Annotated in this window: 22 protein-coding genes and 1 tRNA gene; 9 read left to right on the top strand and 14 right to left on the bottom strand. The window is 53.1% G+C overall.

What is annotated here, in order from left to right; all coding sequences use genetic code 11:
• Positions 1–47: 47 nt before the first annotated feature.
• Positions 48–383: a hypothetical protein gene (locus K9G39_RS03000; protein WP_363319354.1), complete on the bottom strand. Its 336-nt coding sequence runs from the start codon at positions 381–383 to the stop codon at positions 48–50.
• 228 nt (positions 384–611) lie between these two features.
• On the opposite strand from K9G39_RS03000, the gene K9G39_RS02995 reads away from it, so the two are divergent.
• Genes K9G39_RS02995 through K9G39_RS02980 form a run of 4 tightly spaced genes read left to right on the top strand, consistent with a single transcriptional unit; the run spans position 612 to position 4,447 of the window.
• Complete coding sequence (locus K9G39_RS02995) at positions 612–1,976, top strand: MiaB/RimO family radical SAM methylthiotransferase (protein WP_292003447.1); 1,365 nt, start codon at positions 612–614, stop codon at positions 1,974–1,976.
• A gap of 54 nt (positions 1,977–2,030) precedes the next feature.
• The gene (locus tag K9G39_RS02990; RefSeq protein ID WP_292003446.1) at positions 2,031–2,564 is read left to right on the top strand and encodes an adenine phosphoribosyltransferase; all 534 of its coding nucleotides are present in this window, start codon (positions 2,031–2,033) and stop codon (positions 2,562–2,564) included.
• 34 nt (positions 2,565–2,598) lie between these two features.
• The gene (locus K9G39_RS02985) at positions 2,599–4,038 is read left to right on the top strand and encodes a sodium:proton antiporter (RefSeq protein WP_292003445.1); all 1,440 of its coding nucleotides are present in this window, start codon (positions 2,599–2,601) and stop codon (positions 4,036–4,038) included.
• A gap of 13 nt (positions 4,039–4,051) precedes the next feature.
• A complete protein-coding gene (locus K9G39_RS02980; protein WP_292003444.1) occupies positions 4,052–4,447 on the top strand; it encodes a hypothetical protein in 396 nt (131 codons plus the stop codon).
• Positions 4,448–4,514: 67 nt separating this feature from the next.
• Here the strand turns inward: K9G39_RS02980 and K9G39_RS02975 are convergent, their stop codons facing one another.
• The 3 genes from K9G39_RS02975 to ftsH are packed head-to-tail and all read right to left on the bottom strand — an operon-like array spanning position 4,515 to position 7,222.
• Positions 4,515–4,823, bottom strand: a complete 309-nt coding sequence (locus K9G39_RS02975; protein WP_292003443.1) for an HU family DNA-binding protein — start codon at positions 4,821–4,823, stop codon at positions 4,515–4,517.
• A gap of 35 nt (positions 4,824–4,858) precedes the next feature.
• On the bottom strand, positions 4,859–5,224 hold the full coding sequence (locus K9G39_RS02970; RefSeq protein ID WP_292003509.1) for a sulfite exporter TauE/SafE family protein: 366 nt from the start codon (positions 5,222–5,224) through the stop codon (positions 4,859–4,861).
• A 39-nt stretch (positions 5,225–5,263) separates the two neighbouring features.
• On the bottom strand, positions 5,264–7,222 hold the full coding sequence (gene ftsH / locus K9G39_RS02965; RefSeq protein WP_292003442.1) for an ATP-dependent zinc metalloprotease FtsH: 1,959 nt from the start codon (positions 7,220–7,222) through the stop codon (positions 5,264–5,266).
• A gap of 276 nt (positions 7,223–7,498) precedes the next feature.
• Here ftsH and gltX point away from each other — a divergent pair, with 276 nt between their 5' ends.
• The 5 genes from gltX to K9G39_RS02940 all read left to right on the top strand — a co-directional run bounded on the left by gltX (position 7,499) and on the right by K9G39_RS02940 (position 12,479).
• The gene (gene gltX, locus K9G39_RS02960) at positions 7,499–9,007 is read left to right on the top strand and encodes a glutamate--tRNA ligase (protein ID WP_292003441.1); all 1,509 of its coding nucleotides are present in this window, start codon (positions 7,499–7,501) and stop codon (positions 9,005–9,007) included.
• Positions 9,008–9,130: 123 nt separating this feature from the next.
• Positions 9,131–9,203: transfer RNA gene (locus tag K9G39_RS02955), tRNA-Phe, on the top strand.
• Positions 9,204–9,348: 145 nt separating this feature from the next.
• Positions 9,349–10,479: a carotenoid 1,2-hydratase gene (locus tag K9G39_RS02950; RefSeq protein WP_292003440.1), complete on the top strand. Its 1,131-nt coding sequence runs from the start codon at positions 9,349–9,351 to the stop codon at positions 10,477–10,479.
• Positions 10,480–10,613: 134 nt separating this feature from the next.
• The gene (locus K9G39_RS02945) at positions 10,614–11,159 is read left to right on the top strand and encodes a Rieske (2Fe-2S) protein (protein ID WP_292003439.1); all 546 of its coding nucleotides are present in this window, start codon (positions 10,614–10,616) and stop codon (positions 11,157–11,159) included.
• 36 nt (positions 11,160–11,195) lie between these two features.
• On the top strand, positions 11,196–12,479 hold the full coding sequence (locus K9G39_RS02940; RefSeq protein ID WP_292003438.1) for a cytochrome b N-terminal domain-containing protein: 1,284 nt from the start codon (positions 11,196–11,198) through the stop codon (positions 12,477–12,479).
• Positions 12,480–12,662: 183 nt separating this feature from the next.
• Here K9G39_RS02940 and K9G39_RS02935 read toward each other — a convergent pair whose 3' ends face one another.
• The 10 genes from K9G39_RS02935 to modA all read right to left on the bottom strand — a co-directional run bounded on the left by K9G39_RS02935 (position 12,663) and on the right by modA (position 21,557).
• Positions 12,663–16,178 (bottom strand): alpha-amylase family glycosyl hydrolase, encoded by a 3,516-nt coding sequence (locus tag K9G39_RS02935; protein ID WP_292003437.1) that lies wholly within the window; start codon positions 16,176–16,178, stop codon positions 12,663–12,665.
• A 232-nt stretch (positions 16,179–16,410) separates the two neighbouring features.
• Positions 16,411–16,800 (bottom strand): hypothetical protein, encoded by a 390-nt coding sequence (locus tag K9G39_RS02930; protein ID WP_292003436.1) that lies wholly within the window; start codon positions 16,798–16,800, stop codon positions 16,411–16,413.
• Positions 16,787–17,182 (bottom strand): phage holin family protein, encoded by a 396-nt coding sequence (locus K9G39_RS02925; RefSeq protein WP_292003435.1) that lies wholly within the window; start codon positions 17,180–17,182, stop codon positions 16,787–16,789. Before K9G39_RS02925 ends, K9G39_RS02930 begins: the two co-directional genes overlap by 14 nt.
• 29 nt (positions 17,183–17,211) lie before the next feature.
• Entirely contained in the window at positions 17,212–17,481 is a 270-nt protein-coding gene (locus tag K9G39_RS02920) for a hypothetical protein (protein WP_292003434.1), read from the bottom strand.
• A 56-nt stretch (positions 17,482–17,537) separates the two neighbouring features.
• Entirely contained in the window at positions 17,538–18,275 is a 738-nt protein-coding gene (locus K9G39_RS02915; protein ID WP_292003433.1) for an SDR family oxidoreductase, read from the bottom strand.
• Between the two features lie 153 nt (positions 18,276–18,428).
• The gene (locus K9G39_RS02910; RefSeq protein WP_292003432.1) at positions 18,429–18,854 is read right to left on the bottom strand and encodes a TOBE domain-containing protein; all 426 of its coding nucleotides are present in this window, start codon (positions 18,852–18,854) and stop codon (positions 18,429–18,431) included.
• A gap of 50 nt (positions 18,855–18,904) precedes the next feature.
• Positions 18,905–19,774, bottom strand: a complete 870-nt coding sequence (locus K9G39_RS02905) for an ABC transporter ATP-binding protein (RefSeq protein ID WP_292003431.1) — start codon at positions 19,772–19,774, stop codon at positions 18,905–18,907.
• On the bottom strand, positions 19,771–20,406 hold the full coding sequence (gene modB, locus K9G39_RS02900) for a molybdate ABC transporter permease subunit (RefSeq protein ID WP_292003430.1): 636 nt from the start codon (positions 20,404–20,406) through the stop codon (positions 19,771–19,773). Before modB ends, K9G39_RS02905 begins: the two co-directional genes overlap by 4 nt.
• A 22-nt stretch (positions 20,407–20,428) precedes the next feature.
• Complete coding sequence (locus K9G39_RS02895; RefSeq protein ID WP_292003429.1) at positions 20,429–20,830, bottom strand: TOBE domain-containing protein; 402 nt, start codon at positions 20,828–20,830, stop codon at positions 20,429–20,431.
• The gene (modA, locus tag K9G39_RS02890; RefSeq protein WP_292003508.1) at positions 20,823–21,557 is read right to left on the bottom strand and encodes a molybdate ABC transporter substrate-binding protein; all 735 of its coding nucleotides are present in this window, start codon (positions 21,555–21,557) and stop codon (positions 20,823–20,825) included. The genes K9G39_RS02895 and modA overlap by 8 nt, the downstream gene beginning before the upstream one ends.
• Between the last annotated feature and the right edge of the window lie 36 nt (positions 21,558–21,593).

The following is a 21,593-nucleotide window of genomic DNA, read 5'->3' as shown; positions in this document are numbered from 1 at the left end:
CAATTATTGCGCTTTTCCTGTCAGGAGAGATAACTTTTTTTGTCGGTTTACCTTATTGTATAAACAAACCGTTTGCTGCCCGACCCTGAAGGAATACGTTCGATTTCTTCATCAGCCATGCCGTATTTGTTCATCCAGAGGCTTACGATCGTGCTTTTGGTATTGAGCGCATCAGCAATTTCTTTCGGTTTGAATGCACTGTCCGGATTTGAACGGAGCAGTTCCTTGATCGGGGTACCAAGCTGTCCGCGTCCGAATTTTGAAAACCCGGGTTTAGCCGCGGCGGTGCCATCGAGTTTGGGAAGGTTGAGTTCAAGCTTTTTCAGTATTGCGGAAAGCTCATCTTCAAGTGGTTTGATTTTTTCCTGGAACTCCAGCTGCATGAGTGTGATTTTTTCCTGAAGATTTTTTTCTCTTTTACAAGAGATTGAAAATGATCAATCTTCTGAATGAAAAGATCATATTTGTCCGTTTGAAATGATATAAAGCGGCAACAACGGCAAATATAAAAGAATACTTTTGTGTCTGCATACCGGCAAAATGGTGATTTTATCGGTTATTGTATTGTGTTATTCCTGTGTTTATCGAAAAGGGTATAAAAGAAAAATACTATGCGTAAAATAAGTTTACCGAGTGTTGCAGCAGTAACACTGGGATGTAAACTGAATTATTCCGAAACATCGGCGATACTCGACCGGCTTTCTGCAGAAGGATGGCAGATTTCTTCTGTAGAGAAAGGTGCGGATATGATCATTATTCACACCTGCGCGGTTACAAAACAGGCTGAACAGAAATGCCGCCAGAAAATACGGCAGCTTGTAAGGCGCAATCCGGGCTGTGCCATTGTCGTTATCGGTTGTTATGCCCAGCTGCAGCCGTTCCTGCTATCGGCTTTCGAAGGTGTTCATGGTGTTCTCGGCAGCAACGATAAATTCAGAACAGAGATCTATCGGGAAATTTTAGACACGAAACCGGAAACTCCTCTTGTTCAGGTCTCGGATCCCGGCGCAGCGGATGAGATTCATGCGGGATACTCCCTCCCGGAAGATTCCGGAGTCGCCCGGACACGGGCTTTTCTGAAAATTCAGGACGGGTGTGATTACGGATGCGCCTACTGCACTATTCCAATGGCACGGGGCCGTTCGCGCTCCCTTCCGGCAGCAATGCTCATTGAGCGCGCGCATGCTCTTGCATCCTCAGGATATCGCGAAATTGTTCTGACAGGTGTCAATATCGGCGATTACCGTTCGGAAGGAACCGGTTTTGCCGGACTGCTCCGGATGCTTGAACAGGTCGCTCTGGATCGTATCAGGGTGAGTTCCCTTGAGCCGGATATCATCGACGACAGGCTTCTGGATGTCGTTGCCTGCTCGCGAAAAATCGCCCCTCATTTTCATGTGCCGCTGCAAAGCGGTTCGGACCGTATGCTGCAGGCAATGGGACGCAGATACACGACCGAAGGCTACCGGGAGCGCATTATGAGGGCGGTGGAGAGCATTCAGGATTGCGCCATCGGTATCGATGTCATTGCCGGATATCCAGGAGAGAGCGAAGAGGATTTTCAGGATATGTACCGTTTTATCGACGAGCTGCCGGCAGCTTATCTGCATGTTTTTTCCTGTTCGATCCGCCCCGGGACGCGGCTCGCTTCACAGACGGCCTCCGGTGAGAGGAAGCTTCTTTCCTCTCGGGAGATCGAGGGGCGCAGCGATTTGCTTATCGAACTCGGGCGGCGCAAAAAATCCGCCTATACCGCAGGCTTTCTGGGAAAAGAGCGAAAGGTTCTTGTTGAAACCTCCACGCAGGACGGCAGAGGAGGGGTATGCTGCAGCGGGTATACCGCAAATTATCTGCATGTTACTGCGAGAGCGGAAAATTTCGCTGGCGATGCGCAGAGACTGAAAGGCATGCTGTTGCCGGTAGCAATCCGGGAGATGGGCCATGATTTGAATTTAGAGGGCAGACTGTTATTTTAAGTGCTTGGTTTCTCCTGTGGCTCTACGCTCGCAACCCTTAAACCCGTTTATTCCATGCCTATTAAATCCCGAATCCGTTCGATTCCCGATTATCCTAAAAAAGGGATCATGTTTCGCGACATTACTACCCTGATCAAGGACCCGGTGGGGTTCCGTCTTGTGATCGACAGTTTTACCCAGCACTATCTGCAGAACGGGGTTGATTTTGATGTGATTGTTGGCATTGAAGCTCGCGGATTCATTATCGGCGGTGCGCTTTCCTATACGCTTGGCAAGGGATTCGTTCCGGTCAGAAAACCCGGAAAACTGCCGGCGGATGTGGTTTCCCAGGAATATGAACTCGAATACGGCAGCGACAAGATCGAGATTCACATGGATGCGCTGGAAAAAGGTACAAGGGTGCTGCTTGTCGATGATCTTCTTGCAACCGGGGGTACTGCGCTTGCTGCCGCGGCACTGGTGGAAAAGGTAGGGGGTGTTGTTGCCGAGATGGCCTTTATCGTCAACCTTCCCGATGTGGGTGGTGAGCGGAAGATCAGCGAAAAAGGCTACGCCATTTATTCACTGACCGACTTTGAGGGAGATTGAAAAAATTGCAAGTCATTCCTTTTCCGGTTTTCTCATGAACAGGATTATTAAAACAGGCCTTTTCTTTCTGTTTCTTACGTTCTTTTTTATTGCCGGCAGCAGTCCGCTGTTTGCTGCCGGTGAAGCGCCATCTGCCGCAGGGCACCTGCCCCCGGTATGGCTTGTTATGCCTTTCGTGATCCTGCTGCTCATGATAGCAACCGGTCCGCTTTTCTACCACCGTTTCTGGGAGCGTCACTATCCCGGTGTCGCTACAGGTCTGGCTGCAATCGTGGTCGCCTATTACGGTTTCATGATAGAACACGGGCTGCACATCCTCGAGCACACACTCGAAGAGTATCTTTCGTTCATTGCGCTGATTTCTTCACTCTTTGTGGTCTCCGGAGGCATTCTCATCAGGATCGAACGGAGGGGGGCGCCGCTCGTCAACGGTATGTTGCTGCTGTTCGGTGCTGCGCTCTCCAACCTGATCGGCACCACAGGAGCCTCTATGCTGCTTATCAGACCGTTCATGCGCATTAACGAAGGCCGTCTCAAGGCTTTCCATATTGTGTTTTTCATCTTCATTGTCAGCAATATCGGAGGCGGACTTACGCCGATAGGGGACCCTCCGCTTTTTCTCGGATTTCTCAAGGGGGTGCCGTTTTTCTGGGTGATATCGAAGGTCTGGCTTCCCTGGAGCCTTACCATTGCCGTTCTGGTCAGCATCTTCATGCTTCTCGATTTTCGGGCAGGGAAGGGAGGCGCGACAGGCAGGGATGCAAAAGGGGGGATATCCATTACCGGAGGGAAAAACTTCATCTGGCTCGGCGTCATCATTGTCTCGGTGTTTCTCGATCCGGCTGTCATCAGCGGCTTTCCGAGCCTGCAGGAGATTTTCCGTCTGCCGTTTGGCATCCGGGAGCTGATCATGTTTGGCGTGGCATTTGTCGCATACAGGACAGCCGATCCCGATGCCCTTGGCGGCAATGAATTCAACTTCGAACCGATAAGGGAGGTCTCCTTCCTGTTTATCGGCATCTTTGCAACCATGATTCCGGCACTCGAGCTGATCGGTGCGTATGCCGCAACGCATGCGGCGGAGTTTTCTGTAACAACCTTTTACTGGATGACCGGAGCGCTCTCGGGAGTGCTCGACAACGCGCCGACATACCTTAACTTCCTGGCGGGGGCTCTCGGAAAGTTCGGTCTCGATCTGGCCGACCCCGGTGACATCCGGGCCTTTGCCTCCGGAATGGCTTCTCCGATCGAAGGAGATGTCTCCTCGGGAATTTATCTGATGGCCATTTCCGTTGCATCGGTGTTTTTCGGTGCTATGACCTATATCGGCAATGCTCCGAATTTCATGGTGAAAAACATCGCCGCCCAGACCGGAGCCGATGTGCCGGATTTTCTCGAGTATGTCTATAAATATTCACTGCCGTTGCTGATACCTGTTTTTGCGGTGCTATGGTTCCTTTTTTTCAACTACTAACGATCTCTATGGCATGAGGAAACGCTTCACCGATGCGATCAGGAATGGGGAAAAGGGGTTCTATATCCGTAATTCCCTGTTTATACCGTTTCATCTGGAACTGCTGAGCATCTGGCTTGGCAAGGAGATGTCACTGCTTTCATCTCCGGAACTCATTACGGATATTGCCGACCCCGAACTTCTTTTCATACGGGAAGGGGAGGGCTATACCAATCTTGTTTTCAGAAAATGGGGAGATCTCGGCAGAGAACTCGGTCACCACAAAGGCCATATCATTCTGCATGCCGCAGAAAAAGGAACCGACATTTTTTTGTCTGAAAACATTCACTACATCAAGGTATGCTTTCGTGACGTCGAGACACACCGGCTTGTTACCTTCGAGCAGATTGACAATCCGTTCTACCTCTGAATTGAATTTGTGCGCCCTATGAGAAGGACGCCTGTCGTTTCATCCGGTTGAATCCCCCGGTGTGCCCTTATACCGTACCGTTTTTCAGGCTCTCGCTGACCGCATGCTTGAACTCCTTGGAGATTTTGAAGGTAGGGACGTTCTTGGGATCGACCGTTACCTTCTCTCCTGTTCTCGGGTTTCTTGCCTGACGCAGGTTCTTGTGCCGGATATTGAATGATCCGAATCCCCTGATCTCGATTCTTTTGCCGGCTTTCAGTGACTCGATGATGCTTTCGAACAGGCAGTCAACCACGGATTCGGTTTCGTTTTTTGTCATGCCTGTCTTGTGAGCGATCACATTGACCAGATCAGCTTTTGTGGTTGTGTTTCCCATGGTGACAATGACTTAGGTTATTGTAGTGTATGTAGTTATTTAAACCATAAACGAAGGGCAACAATTCCTGTGAAAATGGCAAAAGCTTTACGGAGCAGGTCGCCGGAAAGCGCAGTCGCTATTCTTGCGCCGAAAAAAGCTCCTGCGAACAGTCCGGCTGCAATAATCAGCCCCATCCAGATGTTGTCCGTGGTGATCTTGCCGGAGCGGTAATACTCCATAATGCCGAGAAGACCGACAGGCAGCAGGAGAGCCACAAGGGAGGTTGCGTTGGCGCTGTGCTGGCTCATTCCGAAAAGCAGCACCAGTGCCGGAACGATAATGATTCCGCCGCCGACGCCGAACATTCCCGACAGCGTGCCTGCCGCGAGGCCTGTGATGAGCATCAAAACCGTCTGCATGAACGTTGACATTTCAGTTGCTCCGGAAAACAGGGAACACTATGTGGTTCCGATGATTGCGGCTATCTCTTCCGCATTCAGGGTTTCTTTCTCGATAAGGTTTTCGGCAAGCCGGTGGAGCAGCTCCTTTTTTTCGCTGAGAATCTTTTTTGCATTGTCCATACACTCGATAATGATTTTGCTGACTTCATTGTCGATTTGCAGGGCGGTTTCTTCACTATACTCGCGAATGTGCGAGTAATCCTTGCCGAGAAACACCTCTTTATGGCTGTCGCCGTAATTGATGGGCCCGAGCTTGTCGCTCATGCCCCATTGTCTTACCATTCTGCGGGCCAGGTCAGTAGCCCGTTCGATGTCGTTGGCTGCTCCGGTGGTGATTTCGTTGAACACCAGCTCTTCGGCAGCCCTGCCACCGAGCGCATAAGTAATGATGGCCAGAAGATACTGCCGGTTCTGGGTGTAGCGGTCCTCGATGGGCAGATAGGCGGTGAGCCCGAGGCTTCGGCCTCTCGGGATGATGGTTACCTTGTGGATGGGATCCGAACCCTCGGTATTGGCGGCTACCAGTACATGACCAGCCTCGTGATAGGCGGTAAGCTTTTTCTGTTCCTCGGAAAGGTACATGCTTTTTCGTTCCGGGCCCATCAGCACCTTGTCGCGGGCCTGTTCGAAATCGGAAGCATCGATGCTCTCCTTGTCGCTTCTGGAAGCGATGAGTGCGGCTTCATTCACCAGATTCGCCAGATCGGCACCGGAAAAGCCGGGCGTGCTTTTTGCGAGAATGGAGATGCTCACATCACCTGCAAGAGGGGTTTTTCGCGTGTGAATGGCAAGAATGGCCTCCCTGCCCCGGATATCGGGTTTGTCGATGGTGATCTGACGATCGAATCTTCCCGGTCTGAGCAGTGCGGTATCGAGTACATCCGGACGGTTTGTCGCAGCGATCAGGATGACATTGTCGGTGGTGGTGAACCCGTCCATTTCCACCAGTAACTGGTTAAGGGTCTGTTCCCGTTCGTCGTGACCTCCGCCGAGACCGGCACCCCGGCTTCTGCCGACAGCATCGATTTCATCGATGAACACAATGCACGGGGAGTTTTTCTTTGCCTGTTCGAACAGATCCCTCACACGGGCGGCTCCTACACCGACAAACATTTCAACGAAATCGGCGCCAGAGATCGAAAAGAAAGGAACCTTGGCTTCGCCGGCAATGGCTTTTGCCAGAAGGGTCTTGCCTGTTCCCGGAGGGCCGAGCAGGAGAACCCCCTTGGGGATTTTTCCGCCTATTTTCTGGAACCTTTCGGGATTGGTGAGAAATTCAACGGTTTCCTTCAGCTCCTCGACAGCTTCATCAACTCCGGCAACATCCCTGAAGCTCACTTTCACGTCGAATTCACTGATCATCTTGGCGCGACTCTTGCCGAAGCTGAACATGTTTTTTGCTGCTCCTCCGTTCTGTTGAGCCATACGCCGGAACATGAAGAAATAGATCAGACCGAAGATTATCCATGGTGCGAAGAGCATCAGGAAGGTATTGAGGCTGTCGGCGCCTTCCTCAACGGTTACCTGAATCCCTTTTGCCGCCAGCAGGTCGGCCTGTTCCGTGGTGAACGAGGGAATAGTGACGCTGAATCGGTCTGTTTTAAGAAAGGTTCCGTTTTTCAGTTCGAGCGGTGAGGGTGTTTTCAGTTTTCCGTTCAGCTTCGCAGATCTGTCGGCATAGGTTTCTATTGTGGCATCAGCCACAATGCCGCCGTCAACCACCTTGCGGTATTGGTTGTAGGTGATTTCCGGATTTGCGGGAGCCGAAAAGAAACGCTGGAACACGAAAAGCGACAGAAGCCCCAGCATCATGATAACAAGAAAACCAGGGAACCTTGCCGGACTGCCGCCGCTGTTTTCCGGATCGCGCTCCGGCCGTTGCCCGCTATCTCTTACCGGTCTGAAAATATTTCGGCCGCTCTCTTTTGTTGTATTTTTTTTCCTGGGTTCGGGCATAAAAATGTTCCGTGATTGAAGGAAAAAGCGCAGTCAAGGTTAACTTACGCCTTTAAAAGTAATTAAAAGTAAACTGCAATCGAATGCAAAAAGTTTATTGTTAAATGCTTCCGAGAACATGCTTTTGAGGGTGGAGAACCGGGTTTTATATTGCCTTCTGGCTCCGAGAGATTTTGTCCCTTCAAAAAACAGCGGGATTTTTATAAATTCATTGCTCCCGACACCGGTATTTAATCTCCTGTCAATAAAATTCAATAAACAGTTTTACGTCACATTATGGTTGCTCAAAGGGTCAGAACCAGGTTTGCTCCCTCTCCGACAGGTTATCTGCATGTAGGCGGTCTTCGGACAGCGCTCTACAACTACCTGTTCGCAAAAAAAATGAAAGGGGACTTCATTATCAGAATCGAAGACACCGATCAGAGCAGGAAAGTCGAGGATGCGCAGCACAATCTCATCAAGACGCTCGAGTGGGCGGGGATTGTGGCTGACGAAAGCCCCGAGCACGGAGGAAACTACGGCCCTTACGTCCAGTCGGAAAGACTGCATATCTACCGACAGTACTGTGACCGTCTGCTTGAAGACAAAAATGCATACTACTGTTTTTCGACCTCCGAAGAGCTTGAAGAGAACCGGGAGCTGCAGCTGAAACAGGGACTCCAGCCGAAATACAACCGGAAATGGCTGCCCGAAGAGATGGGCGGGTCAATGCCTTCGGGCGAGATCAGAAAGAAAATGGCGGAAGGCGTCCGGTATGTGATCCGCATGAAAGTCCCCGATTATATTTCCGTATGGTTCGAGGATATGATCAGGGGCCCTGTAGAATTCGACTCCTCTACCATCGACGATCAGGTGCTCATGAAATCCGACGGATTTCCGACCTATCATTTTGCCAGCGTTATCGACGATCATCTCATGGAGTTCACGCACATCATCCGTGGTGAAGAGTGGCTCCCCTCCATGCCGAAACATCTGCTGCTCTACGAGTTTTTCGGGTGGGAGCCGCCCAAATTCGCCCATCTTCCCCTTCTGCTCAACCCGGATCGTTCGAAACTCAGCAAACGACAGGGGGATGTGGCGGTCGAGGATTATATCCGCAAGGGGTACAGCTGCGACACCATCGTGAACTTTGTTGCCATGCTTGGCTGGAATGAAGGTGAGGGAACCGAGCAGGAGGTCTACAGTCTGCAGGAGCTTATCGAGAAATTTTCGCTCGAACGCGTCGGCAAGGCCGGTGCCGTTTTCAACGTCGAAAAGCTCAACTGGCTTGAAAAGCAGTATATCAAGAGTCGGCCGGCGGCAGATATCATCAGGACGATCAAACCGCTGCTTGCGGCGGAACTATCGAGGAAAGAGACCCCTCTTTCCGTCGAGGTGATCACCAGCGACAGCTATCTTGAAGCTGTTATCGAACTGATGCGCGAGAGGGTGGGATTCGAACATGAATTCGTGACTTTCTCCTCCTACTTTTTCTTCGAGCCGGAGGCCTATGAGGAGGAGGCGGTGCAGAAGCGCTGGACACCCGAAACCAACGGTCTTCTCCGGGAGTTCTCTTCGGTGCTCGAGACACTCGATCCCTTCAGTGCCGAAACGATCGAGGCTGCGCTTAAAGATTTTGTCGCACCCAGAGGGCTGAAGCCCGCCGTTCTGATTCATCCGCTCAGAATTGTCGCTTCGGGGGTAAGCTTCGGGCCGAGCCTCTATCACATGCTTGAAGTGCTGGGCCGGGAGGCCGTGCTGCGCAGGATTTCGAAAGGGATCGGGCAGATATCCGCAAAGCTTTAGCTGCCGAAAGCCGGAGCGGAAGATTCCGTTCCGGCCTGCAGCGGGAATCCTTTTTTGCGGTGTTTTTTTCTTTTGATTTTTCGAGTGCGTTTGTTATTATGTGCCTCACAAACAGAAAAACATGGACAGATAGCTCAGTTGGTAGAGCAAAGGACTGAAAATCCTTGTGTCGGGGGTTCGATTCCCTCTCTGTCCACCGGGTTTTTCCGGATTTCCTCGCTGCTCCGGAAAAAACCGAACACATTTCTTCCTTCACTTCCTGCTTTTTTCCTTTTGATTTTCCAGAAAAAGCCTGTATTCAGCAGAGCGGCTTTTCATGACAGAATCGCATAATTTCCGGTATGAATATCACCACAGAACCTCATCAGGAAGTCTGGCACGACATGCAGGAGCCGGGCGCCTATGAATGGTGGTATTTCGATGCGGAAGACAAGTCAAGCGGAGTCTCCGTCGTACTTATCTGGTTTTCCGGCTTTCCCTTCTCCCCTTACTACATGCAGCACTATGACGACTGGAAACGCAAGGCTGTTTCAACGCTTCCATTGTCATCCGACTACGCGGGCTTCAGTTTTCAGCTTTATGAGCAGGGCAGGGAAACGCTCAATTTCATCAGGGAGGGCGGTAACGGCCTTTTCGAAAGCAGCCGGGAGGGGATCGGTCTCCGGTTTGAAAACAACCGGTTTTTTTATGATGCCTTCAGGGACGAATACCGTCTTGTCGTCGATTTCGATTTTCCCGCCCGTAACCGCAAGGTCAGTGCGGAACTCCTGTTCAAGGTCAGCCGAAGGGCGCAATACTCAAAAAAAGACAGCAACAACGCAGCGCTGCATTCCCGTCATCAGTGGCTTCTGAGCGTTCCGAGGGCCGAGGTCGAAGGGCATATCGAAATTTCCGGAGAAAACGGCGGAGGCCTGCGACGCATCGAACTCAGGGCTCACGGCTATCACGACCACAACCTTGGAACCATGCCCATGCAGGAGTATATCTCCCGCTGGTACTGGGGAAGGGCGTTTTCGGAGCGCTACGACCTGATTTACTATATGATTTTCTTCAGGAACACCGCCTATCAGCCGGTGAGCCTGCTGATGCTGCATGACAATGTCCTGGGGAAGGTTTCGGTTACGGATTCTCTCCGGTTCAGGGAGCGTGATTTTTCGACAGGCTTTTTCGCGCCACTTCACGGCAGGACTCTCGAACTCAAAGGGGGAGATGTTTCGGTAACCGTTTTGCAGAAAAAAGTGCTCGATGCCGGGCCGTTTTATCTCAGGTTCGCATCGAACATTTCGCTCTGTATCGACGGTCAGCATCTCAACGGAATCAACGGGATTTCGGAGTATCTCAATCCGGTCAGGCTCCAGTCGCACTTCATGCGGTTCTTCACCCGCAGCAGGATATGGAGGGATGGAGAGAGATCCTTTATGTATGACTATTATAATTTTTTTAAAAGCTGTTCCGATTGGTTTAAACGGTAAAAAATTATAACTTCAAAGTTTGTTTGTACTACCGTGTAAGAGAACTGTGCGGGCCGCTGAAACGGCAGGAAGGACGGGGCGGCCGGCAAGGCATTGATTTCTTAACAATATCTTTAAAAAGGAGATAGATTGTAATGGCACAACAAGGTAATTTCAAGAGCCCGGCCCGAATGGGCGGACTTGGAGAGAGTGCTTCAGCCTCTTCCTCCGGAGCGGTTTCCGGCGGAAAACCAAGGGAAGACGGTCTGAAGGGAGTTAATTTCGAACGTCGCAGTTTTCTGGGCAAGGTGGTAGGAGGTGTAGGTGCCGCAGTAGCGGTATCGACGCTCTATCCGGTTGTCAAGTACATTATTCCTCCCGTCAAGGAAGTGACAAACGTGAACGAAATGGTTGTAGGCAAAGCTTCGGAAGTACCGGAAAACACCGGAAAGATCTACCCGTTCAACGCGGACAAGGTCATCGTTATCAACGACAACGGAAAACTCACGGCCTGCAGCGCCGTCTGTACGCACCTCGGCTGTCTTGTCCGCTGGGAAGACAAGGATAACCTCATTTTCTGCCCCTGCCACGGAGCGAAGTACCAGCAGACCGGCGAAATCATTTCCGGTCCGCAGCCGTTGCCTCTTGCCCCTTATGCCGTGCGGGTCGAAGGCGACGATCTTGTTATATCCAAAGCTTAATTTTAACGTTGTTGAAAACCAATGGAGTCAGAAAATATGGCTGAGAACAATCAGAATGCTCCGGCAGGAAATGCTCCTGCCAAGCCGAAACCCGCTGCCCCGGGTGCCGCCAAGCCGGCCGCTCCGGGTTCTGCAAAGCCTGCTGCAGGAACGGCAAAACCGGCCGCTCCCGCTGCTGCCAAACCCGCTGCTTCCGGCGGCGTTTACAAACCTCCGGTAGATCGTCCCGACCCGAATCCATACAAGGACAGCAAGCAAAGCGCTCTGGCTTCATGGTTTCAGGAGCGGTTTTATGTGATGATTCCCGTCATCGACTACCTGAAGAAAAAAGAGGTGCCCCAGCACCGTCTCTCCTTCTGGTACTACTTCGGCGGCCTCACTCTTTTCTTTTTTATCATCCAGGTTCTTACCGGTCTTCTTCTGCTGCAGTACTACAAGCCGACCGGCGCGGAAGCCTTCACCTCCTTCGTGTTCATCCAGAAAGAGATTCCTTTCGGCTGGCTGATCCGTCAGGTTCACGCATGGTCGGCCAACCTCATGATCGGCATGGCCTTTATCCACATGTTCAGCACCTTCTTCATGAAGTCCTATCGCAAGCCCCGTGAGCTCATGTGGGTAAGCGGTTTTGTGCTGCTCGTGCTCTCTCTCGGATTCGGCTTTACCGGTTACCTTCTGCCCTGGAATGAGCTTGCGTTCTTCGCAACGCAGGTAGGTACCGAAGTTCCCAAGGTCATGCCCGGCGGAGCCCTGCTTGTCGATATCCTTCGCGGTGGAACGGACGTCAGCCCTGAAACCCTTACACGCATGTTCTCGCTGCACGTGGTTCTGCTTCCCGGTCTTCTTCTGCTTGTGCTCTCCGCTCACCTCCTGCTTGTTCAGGTGCTCGGGACCTCGGCTCCTATAGGGTACAAAGAGGCCGGTCTCGTCAAAGGCTACGAGAAGTTCTTCCCGACCTTCCTTGCCAAGGATGCTATAGGCTGGCTGATCGGTTTCGGTCTGCTTATCTATCTGGCCGTCATGTTCCCCTGGGAGATCGGCGTACAGGCCGACCCGCTCGGATCGGCTCCGGTAGGCATCAAGCCGGAATGGTACTTCTGGGCACAGTTCCAGCTTCTCAAGGATTTCACCTTTGAAGGTGGCGAACTGCTTGCCATCGTGCTCTTCACGGTCGGCGCCATTCTCTGGATTCTTGTCCCTTTCCTCGACCGTCAGGCCTCCAGAGAGCAGAGAAGCCCGGTTTTCACCATTCTCGGTCTTCTTGTGCTTGCTTTCCTTCTGATCAATACCTACAGGGTTTATGCTGAATACAGCCAGCTGTAGGCCCTAGTCGCTCAGCGATATCTAAAAAAGCCGCCTCATCTTCAACGGATGAGGCGGCTTTTTTTTTGCCGCCCGCGACTGCCTGCAATGCCGAAGGGCCGCCTTTTCAGGCAGCCCTTCTCCGCTTTTCCGGCGCAGTCGACCGCTATTTTCCCGGCATTCCGGGAGAGGATGCAGGCGCTTTCAGGCCTTTTCCGGAAGCAGTTCGCTGTTACGGGCCGGGGCATGTTCCGGAGCCCTTTGCAGAAGGGCGCCCAGTTCATATCCCGAAAGAAATGCCCGTATGTCGAGATCTTTCAGGGCATCGGAACCCGGCGTTCCCGCATCCGTTCCGGGCCTCTGTTCCTCATGAGCCGTCCTCCGCTTCAGTGAATCCGTCAGGATAAGCCATGAGGCGAGCACACTGAATCCCTGCTCGCGGAACCATGTTTTCTGATGCCGGTATGCGATCTGCAGCAGCCGCTCCAGCGAGCCCTGGCAGGTTTGATGCAGGGTTTTCAGGCTTTCGAGCACGACGCTTTCCGTATCGCCTGTTTCCAGGGTATCGGGAGCCGAAAGCAGACAGCAGAGGAGATCGGCAATCGTGCCACCGGCAATGCCGCTGAAGCCTTTATCCCTGTAGTATGCCCCAAGGCTGTCATGCATCAGCCACTGGTCGATGAGATTGGTGCCCAGGAGGCTGTTGGCAGCAAGCATCTTCTGAATCGAGTCCATAATGATCCAGTGCACCACAAGTGTCGGATCGGGGAGCTCCAGAAGGCCCTTCGCCTGCAGCTTTTCCTCTGCCAGCAGCTCCTCCGAGGCTCCATAAAGGGCGAGGGCTGCATCCGGAAGGTTCTCTGGAACCCTGATCTCCTGTTCAACAAGATCTCCGAAAAGGGAGGCTATTTCCCCGAGCAGTTTTCCGAGATCCCCACCGAACGCATCCAGCTCTTTTTTACCGGCAGGGGTTTCGCCGGGCACGGGAATTCCTGGGGTTTCGAAGAATCCGGTAATTACCCGGTGAAGAGGAGCGAGGCTCATGGAAAGCACGGCGTGTTCTATCGAAGCGATCCCTTGTCCGTCGAGTTCGCGGCAGAGCATATCGTAGGGGCGAAGCTTCGATGGACGGACCTCCCGGAAGTCGAGCAGGAGATTGTAACGGTATCCGTCAAGCGACAGGAACAGGCCTTCAGAGGCAAGCTGCGCTGCAGGACGAATGAATTCGAGCCCGCAGGCATGATCCCTGAAGACGACGTACACGTTTTCGTCCGTTCCGAGTCCGAGGCCCTCGAAAAGTGACGACTGCCGGATGGCGCCCTCGAACTTGTACCCGGAAGAGATCCTGATCCAGCCTGAAGCCTGGTTGATGGTATTGTTGAAGATGAAAAGAGCCCTGTCATCGCCAAGCCGATTTGAATAAGCGAAGATGTTTTCGTTTACCGTTCCTTCAGGACTGTAGACATCGTAGAGGAAGAAGTTGCATACTTCGGCAAAGAGCGGGCGTTTCTTCATGATCGGGAAGATTTCCCGATAGTGCCGCGAAACCAGATGGTCGTCGGGTTGCTCGTCGTAATAGGCTTTGGCGTATTCCATACCGTATTTTTCATGGAACCCCTCAACCTGGCCATGGCCGAACATCGGAAGGCCCGGCAAGGTGATCATCATCATGCAGATGCCGAAATACTTGTCGCCGTTTCCGAACTGCGATATCGCGGTATCCTCGTCGGGATTGTTCATGAAGTTCACGTACCTCTTGAGGATTTCCGCGTCGAATTCGAGCGTATTCTTGATCAGGTAGCGGTAACCGGCATTGTCCTCCTTTTTCAGCATGTGCATGAATGCGCTGTTGTAAACGCGGTGCATGCCGAGAGTGCGCACGAAGTATCCTTCGAGCATCCAGAATGCTTCGGCAAGCAGCAGGGTGTCGGGAACTTCACTCTGTACCCTGTCCACCACCTCACGCCAGAACTCCACCGGTATGGCTGCGTCGAAATCAACCATGCTCAGCGCATGAGCGGAGCGCGAAGGTATTGCCGCCGCATGGCCGGGCAGCGGGAACCAGAGGCGCTGGATATGCCGTTTTGCGAGCACCATGGCTGCATCGAAGCGGATGACCGGGAACATGCGGGCCACATGCAGAATCTGCTGGATCACCCCTTCGCGGACTTCGGCGCTGAGGAAGTTCAGCTGTGCGGTATCGTTCCAGGGCATGTTGGTGCCGTCGTTGCCGTGGTAGATATAGCGGGTATCGCCGTTCGAATGATCGACCCGCTTGAAGGTGACCGCGGCATCGGTGCGGTTCCAGTAACCGTCCTCGATATAGATGCCGTAGCGGTGGTCGTCACTGAGATTAGGACCGTTATAGGTGTAGTTCGCGTAGGGCGGCCAGGGGGAGGAGAGAAACCAGTCGGGCTGGTTTTTCACAAGTTCCGAATCGATGCCTGTGTGGTTCGGAACCATGTCGCTGGCAAGGCGCATGCCCCGTTGCATGGTACGGTGCCGCAGGTTGAGGTACCCGTCGTAGCCGCCGAGATCGTCGGCAATGTCGTATCGGTCGAGCGCGTAAGCCGAAGCTTTCGCTTCGGGATTGCCCTGGATCTGCTTGACCTTCTGCGATGCGGGGCTCCGCTGCCAGAGCCCGATCAGCCAGAGAGAGGTGAATCCCCTTTCGGCCAGCAGGTCGAGCTCCTCGTCGGGAATATCCTGAAGCCTGGAGATGTGCCGCCGGTACTGTTTGCTGAGCTGGTCGAGCCAGACGTAGGTGCTTTTGGCGATCATCACCACTTCCGGCATCCACGACGAATCCGGAGAGTAGTTTGCCGGAGCGTTGTCGAGCGAACTGAAATCAGGGGCCTCGGCACCCTTTTCAAACCATCCGCCCTCTCTGCGGCCAATCTCTCCAGCCGCGGCCTGGCTTTCAAAAAACAGATAACGGTCTTCATCCTGAATGTAGGAAATGGCTTCGTCGAGCAGCGGCCAGAATGGCGATCCCTCAAGCAGCTCCGCCCAGTTGAGACGGATATAACGCAGCTGGTCAAGAATCGAGTTGGGTGCATGCCGGATAGGCATGGTGATCAGTTCCGCCAGGTCGGTGTTGTCGGGCCCGGCTGGTCCCATGGCCTTCATGGCGCCCAGCATTGTTCGGATAAGTTTCGGATAAGCGGTTTCGCTGCGGAGATCACGATCGGAAATAAATGTGGAAAACCGATCGAAAGCCGGGTTCTGGTTGTTCAGCCACACAAGCAGCGACTCCTCGATCACCTCTTCCCGGTTTTCTGGGTTCTTCAGAAAATTTTCCGGGTGCTCCACGCCGATGTAGATGCCCTGAGTCGGAAACGAATCGAGGAACCGGTTGAGATAGCGGAGGGTGTCGTGTTCCGGAAGAGTCTCCTCGAAACTTTTCCGGATGGTTGCAAAAAGTGCAGGATTGCGTACTGCTGTCGTTTTCGAGAGCACGTAGTGCAGCACTTCGTGAAGCAGCTTCATGCCATGAAACTGCGCCGGAAGAATGGCTTCGGCCGTTTCGGACTGACGTTCCGAGAGGTGGGCGTTCAGAATCCTTGATTGTTCTTCGGCTTTTTTCTGACTCTCATGCATGTCTGCCGTGAGGCGGAGAAAGTCCGGGTCACTGAGATGAAACAGCGCTCTTGTAGGCCGGTTGACATAAAAATGCTCTTTAATGCCGGAGACCGGGTTCTGCGGGTTGCTTGTGGTCATTATTGGTTCAGTGTATGGAATACGTATCTCCCCGTAAACGGGGATATTTAATGCTCCTGTCAAGGTACGGAAATTCTCGATAAAACATCCGGTTCAGGTGCTCGGGCTTTTGCGTTCCGTCATCGGAGTCCGGAGGCCTGCAGCCATCTGTCCGGTATCGGGAACGGTGCTGCATGCCGCTGCCTGAAAACCGGGGAAAACTTTGTCTGGCAGAGGGATGGGGTGTCTGCACCTACCGGATTTTCCGGTCGAGATAACGCTGCAGGTAGGTGAATCCGAGATCCTTTGCGGAGCGCAGGATATCGACACCGATGGTGCCCATGGCGCTTTTAACCGTTGAGGGATGATGTACAGAAGGCTCGGAAGGAATATCGCTGGCCGTGATGCTGGAGGGTTTCAGGGAGGGTTTGAGCGCCCTGCCGAGAAGGAAGCCGAAAGCAAGTACTGTACCGGCGGCTCCAAGCGGATGTTTTTTTATTACCTCCAGGGGGGAGAGCTCAGCCTGCAGGTCTTCCTTCAAATGACGGGCCCGTTGTCTGATCTGCTCTTCCTTTTCTGCGATGGTATTCTGCAGATCCTCTATACGGGCCTGAATGCCGTCCAGATGTTCATTTGTAGTCATGTGAGGAAAGAAGAATTTTTTGTATCAGGTTCGGCAGCACGTCCGGCCTGATCTTGATGAAAAAGAAAAAACACGAAAGGAACGCAAGGCTTATCAGGAGATAGCCCACGAACGGATGACCGGTCAGTTCGCCAAGCAGCAGCGCCATCGTGGTAATCAGGTAGGCGACGCCGATGAGCAGTACCACCACAAGAATGAGCAGGGCTGCGGCAATGGAGATTTTTTTGGTGATATCTATCTTGACCAGCTCGGTTTTGGCTTCGATAATGGCCATCACATCCTCAAAGGTGGAGGTAACGGTATCGTCAAGCAGCTTCGGCAGGCCTGCATGTTTCTGCTTGGGCTGTTCTGTCCGGCTGTGTGGCGGGGTCTGACGGTTCATGTTGGTATCGAAAAAATGGAGAGTGCGGCTCAGCGTCTCCGTTTCAGGAGAAAACCAAGCACTGTACCGGCGCCGAGCGTATAGAGCATGGCAGGCACGGGGTTTTCCCTGATGTATGTTTTAAGCGCGGCCGCCTTCTGCTTCAATTGTTCATACTGTTCGCTTTCCATGAAAGCGGAAACCGCATCGGAAAGCGTGCTGCCCATATCCCTCACCTGTTCGGGTATCGGCGAAGCACCCGGTGTTTCCGGTTCTTTTTCATCGCTGCGGTGTATAATAACCGGGACTTCCTGTTCCATAAACGTTCGGCTTGATGTTGATCTGAATTCGTACTACGGAATATAACGACATTATGCTAAAACAATAGCCTTCCCCCGTCCACATTGATAACCTCTCCGGTGATATACTCGCTCTCCATGAGAAAGAGGATCGTCCGGACGATGTCGAGCGGATCGCCGGACCTGCCGAGCGGAATCTTTTCGACCAGTCTGTCTTCGGGTTCGTTCTCACGGTCGGGGTAGGTGCTGATGGTGCCGGGAGCTACCGAATTGACCAGAATGTCCGGGGCGAACTCGCGGGCGAAGATTTTCGTGAGGTGCTGGATGCCGGCTTTCGAAACCGTGTAGGGGGCGTAACTTTTCCATACAAGCCCGGCCGAAATATCGGTCATGGTGATGATGCGGGATACGAAAGGCTGTTTCCGCATGATCCTCGCGGCCTCCTGCATGGTGAAAAAGGTGCCCTTCAGGTTGGTGTCGACAAGATCGTCCCACTCCGTTTCCGTCACCTCCGGCAACCGGGTCGGATAGAAGTTCGATGCGCTGGCGATCAGGAGGTCGAGGCGGTCGTAGAGTTCCCTGAAGAGGCTGAACGCCTCGGCGATTTCCGCCGGTTTTGCAATGTCGCACTGCACCATGTCCGATTCAGGGCTCACCCATCGCAGACGTTCGAGCGTTTCGGCGGCTTTCTCTTCCGAGTGGTGGTAGGTGAAAAATACCGTGTAACCCTGTCCGGCAACGGAAAGCGCGATCTCGCTGCCGAGTTTTCCCGAGGCGCCGGTCATAAAACAGACCTTTCTGCCGGATGTTGTCATGGTTTTTACCGGTTACGTTCAATCGTTTCAAACACTTAACAGCACAGGTCGGTAAAAAGTTGAAGGAAGGGTGCCTGGCGTTCGGAGGTTCGAGGTGCGCCCCGGACTGCCCGCCGTTATGTCAGGGGCTGTCCTGGTGCGTCCTGCTGACGTTCATTCGACGCCTATCAGCACGCTCGACGCCTTGAAGATGGCGCATGCATGCGAACCCTCCTGCAGTGCAAGCTTGCGTGCGCTTTCATGCGTGATTACCGCCGAAAGTACGGTTCCCGGGCCGATTTCGATATCGATTTCGGCACTGACCGGCCCGTCGATCACGCTCTGCACCGTGCCGCATATGAGGTTGCGTGCGCTGATGGCCGCTTTGTGCAGGTTCGTGCCGACAATGACGGAATTCGCTTTTATGATGGCGAAGGCTTCCATCCCCTCCTTCAGCCCGAGATTTTCGACAGCTCCCATGGTGATGACCGAGCAGATCGAAGTGCCGTCGGCAAGGGCAAGGTCGATCTCCGCATTGACCGCTCCCCTGATGACCGATGTAATGGTTCCCTTGAATACGTTTCTTGCACTGATGTTCATGGATTGTCTCCTGGCATATGTTTTGTCATTTGATTTCCTTATCTCGTTATTTACAGTTTCATCACGATAGGGTTGAACGCTTTCGATGCCACCAGCACCTCGTCGCCCGGCTTCAGGTCTGCCATGTCCCGTTCGCTCAGCACCACTTCCACCAGTTCGTTGCCCGTTCCGATAACGGCCAGATAGATGCAGTCAACCCTGCGGATGCTGAGGATGGTACTGATGAACGAAAACTTGTTCGAGGTGAGCCGGTCGAGAAAAACTTCGTGAGGAGAGCCTTTTCTGGTGATGCGTCCGTTTTTGATGACGGCGACGCTGTCCGACAGCTTGAACACCTCCTGCTTGTCGTGTGAAACAAGGAGCGTCGAGAGTTTGAAGCGGCGGTGAACCTTGAGGATTTCGTCCTGCAATTGCCCCCGGGTTTTCTGATCGAGCGCCGAAAGCGGTTCGTCGAGTAGCAGGATGTCGGGAGTGCGCAGGATTGCCCGAGCCAGCGCCACACGCTGCCGCTGTCCTCCGGAGAGCGTCTCGGGGTAGCGGTCGCACAGTGCGAGAAGACCGGTAAGTTCGAGCATCTCGTTCACCTTGCGAGGATCTTTTTTCTCCTGTGCGAAGAGCAGGTTTTCCCGTACCGTCATGGTAGGAAAGAGGGCGTAATCCTGGAAGACCATACCGACCCTGCGCTTCTGCGGGGGCAGGTTGATGCCGGATTCGCTGTCGAACCATGTTACGCCATTTACCTCGATACGCCCGCTGTCGGGTTTTTCCAGTCCGGCCAGCATGCGGAGCAGCGTGGTTTTGCCGGTGCCGGACTTGCCGTAGAGCGTCAGAATCGACTCGGGCTGCATTTGCAGGTCTGCCGAAAGCGTGAAGGGTCCGTTTGCCCCTGAAAGTCTTTTCTCGACGGTAATCCGGATCATCGCAGATCGAGTTTCTTGTTGACGAGATAGACCGCCATGAGAATCGCAAAGGAAAAAACGAAGAGGATTGCAGCATAGATGTGGGCCGACTGGTAATCGAGCGACTCCACCAGATCGTAAATGGCTATGGATGCGACTTTCGTTTCATTGTCGATACTTCCGCCGATCATCAGCACCACCCCGAACTCACCGACCGTATGCGCGAAAGCCAGCACGCCTCCGGTGAGCAGGGAGCTTTTCATGGATGGCAGTATCACCTTAAGCATGGTCAGGGTTTTCGATTTCCCGAGACTGTAGCTTGCCTCGATGAGATTGTGAGGAACGGCATTGAATCCGGCCTGCAAAGGATGCACCATGAACGGCAGGCTGAAAATCACCGATCCCAGCACGAGGCCATCAAAACTGAATGCGAGCTGGTGGCCGAACAGCTCTTCCCACAAGCAGCCGAGCCACCCCTGGCGGCTGAATGCAAGCAGGAAGTAAAAGCCGAGCACCGAAGGCGGCAGTACGAGCGGCAGGGCGAAAAGCGCTTCGAGCACCGGTTTCAGGCGCACGCGTGTCTGCGACAGGAACCATGCCACAGGCAGGCCGAGCAGGTAGAGAATCACGGTCGTTACCCCAGCGAGTTTCATTGTAAGCAGGAGCGGTGCAATATCAAGCGTCATGAGCAGCCTCCAGAGAGATCTGGCTTGCCTTGACCATTACGGTCACCTCGTCGCCCGGTTCGAGCGCCAGCCGTCGAAGAGCCTTCATGGTAATGATGCTGCTGAACTCTCCGGCAGGGCAGGAGAGGGAGACATCGGCAAGAATGCTCCCGGTGCCGATTTTCCTGATTACTGCCTGGAAGCGGTTGCTGAAGCTGATTTCACCGCTGAGCCGCTTTGCCAGAACCACTTCGGTCTCCTTGAAGAGCGCTTGCACCCGGCTACCTTCGCTGAACTCTGGTTTCAGGTCGAAGAGCAGCATTGAAAGGCTGGTGCCCGAAGCGTCGAGTTCGAGGAAGCAGAGCGATTCGTGCCGTTCCACCTTTTCTATTACTGCGGCAAGCTTATTCATTGGGCAGGGTGAATCCGTAGCGCTTGAAAATACTCCTTGCTTCCGCCGAGCCGATAAAGAGTTCGAATTTTTTGGCAGTCCTGTTTCCCGAGGCTGGCTTGAGCAGCACATAACCCTGCAGGATAGGTTTATGGATATTTTCAGGAATGAGATAGTAATTACCCTCTTTTGCAAGTACGGGTGCGAGGGCGAGCGAATAGGCAATCATGCCGACATCTGCAGCACCGGTCTGTACGAACTGTGCGGTCTGCTGGATGTTTTCACCAAGGACAATCCGGTTTTTTATGTTGTCGTACACCTTGTAATGCTCCATTACCTCCCTGGCGATCCTTCCGTATGGAGCATGTTCAGGGTTAGCCATGGCGATTTTTCTGACTTTGGGATCGGAGAGCAGTCTGATGCCTTTTTTTGCATCGAGTCCGCTTGATTTGGTGACCCATACGGTCATTCTCCCGATCGCATAAGGTTTCGGTTCGGAAATAGCCGAGCCGGAAGTTTTGAGCTTTTCAGGGTAGCTGATATCCGCCGAGAAGAACATGTCGTAAGGTGCCCCATTCTCGATCTGTGAGAACGCTTTTCCGGATGAACCAAAAACTGCCGACACCTTGTCTTCAGGGTTTTTCTTTTTGTATGCGCTGATGATCTCCTTCATTGCGTACTGCAGATCCGAAGCCGCGGTAATGCGTACCTGACCTGCCTGCAGCGGAGAGGATGCAAAAATGAGCATCACACAAAAAACAGTGAGGATTCGAGTCGGTTTTTT

Source organism: Chlorobium sp., assembly GCF_021740465.1.
Lineage (GTDB): Bacteria > Bacteroidota > Chlorobiia > Chlorobiales > Chlorobiaceae > Chlorobium.
The sequence above is the reverse complement of the archived record's forward strand: the minus strand, read 5'-3'. Positions and strand labels throughout refer to the sequence as shown.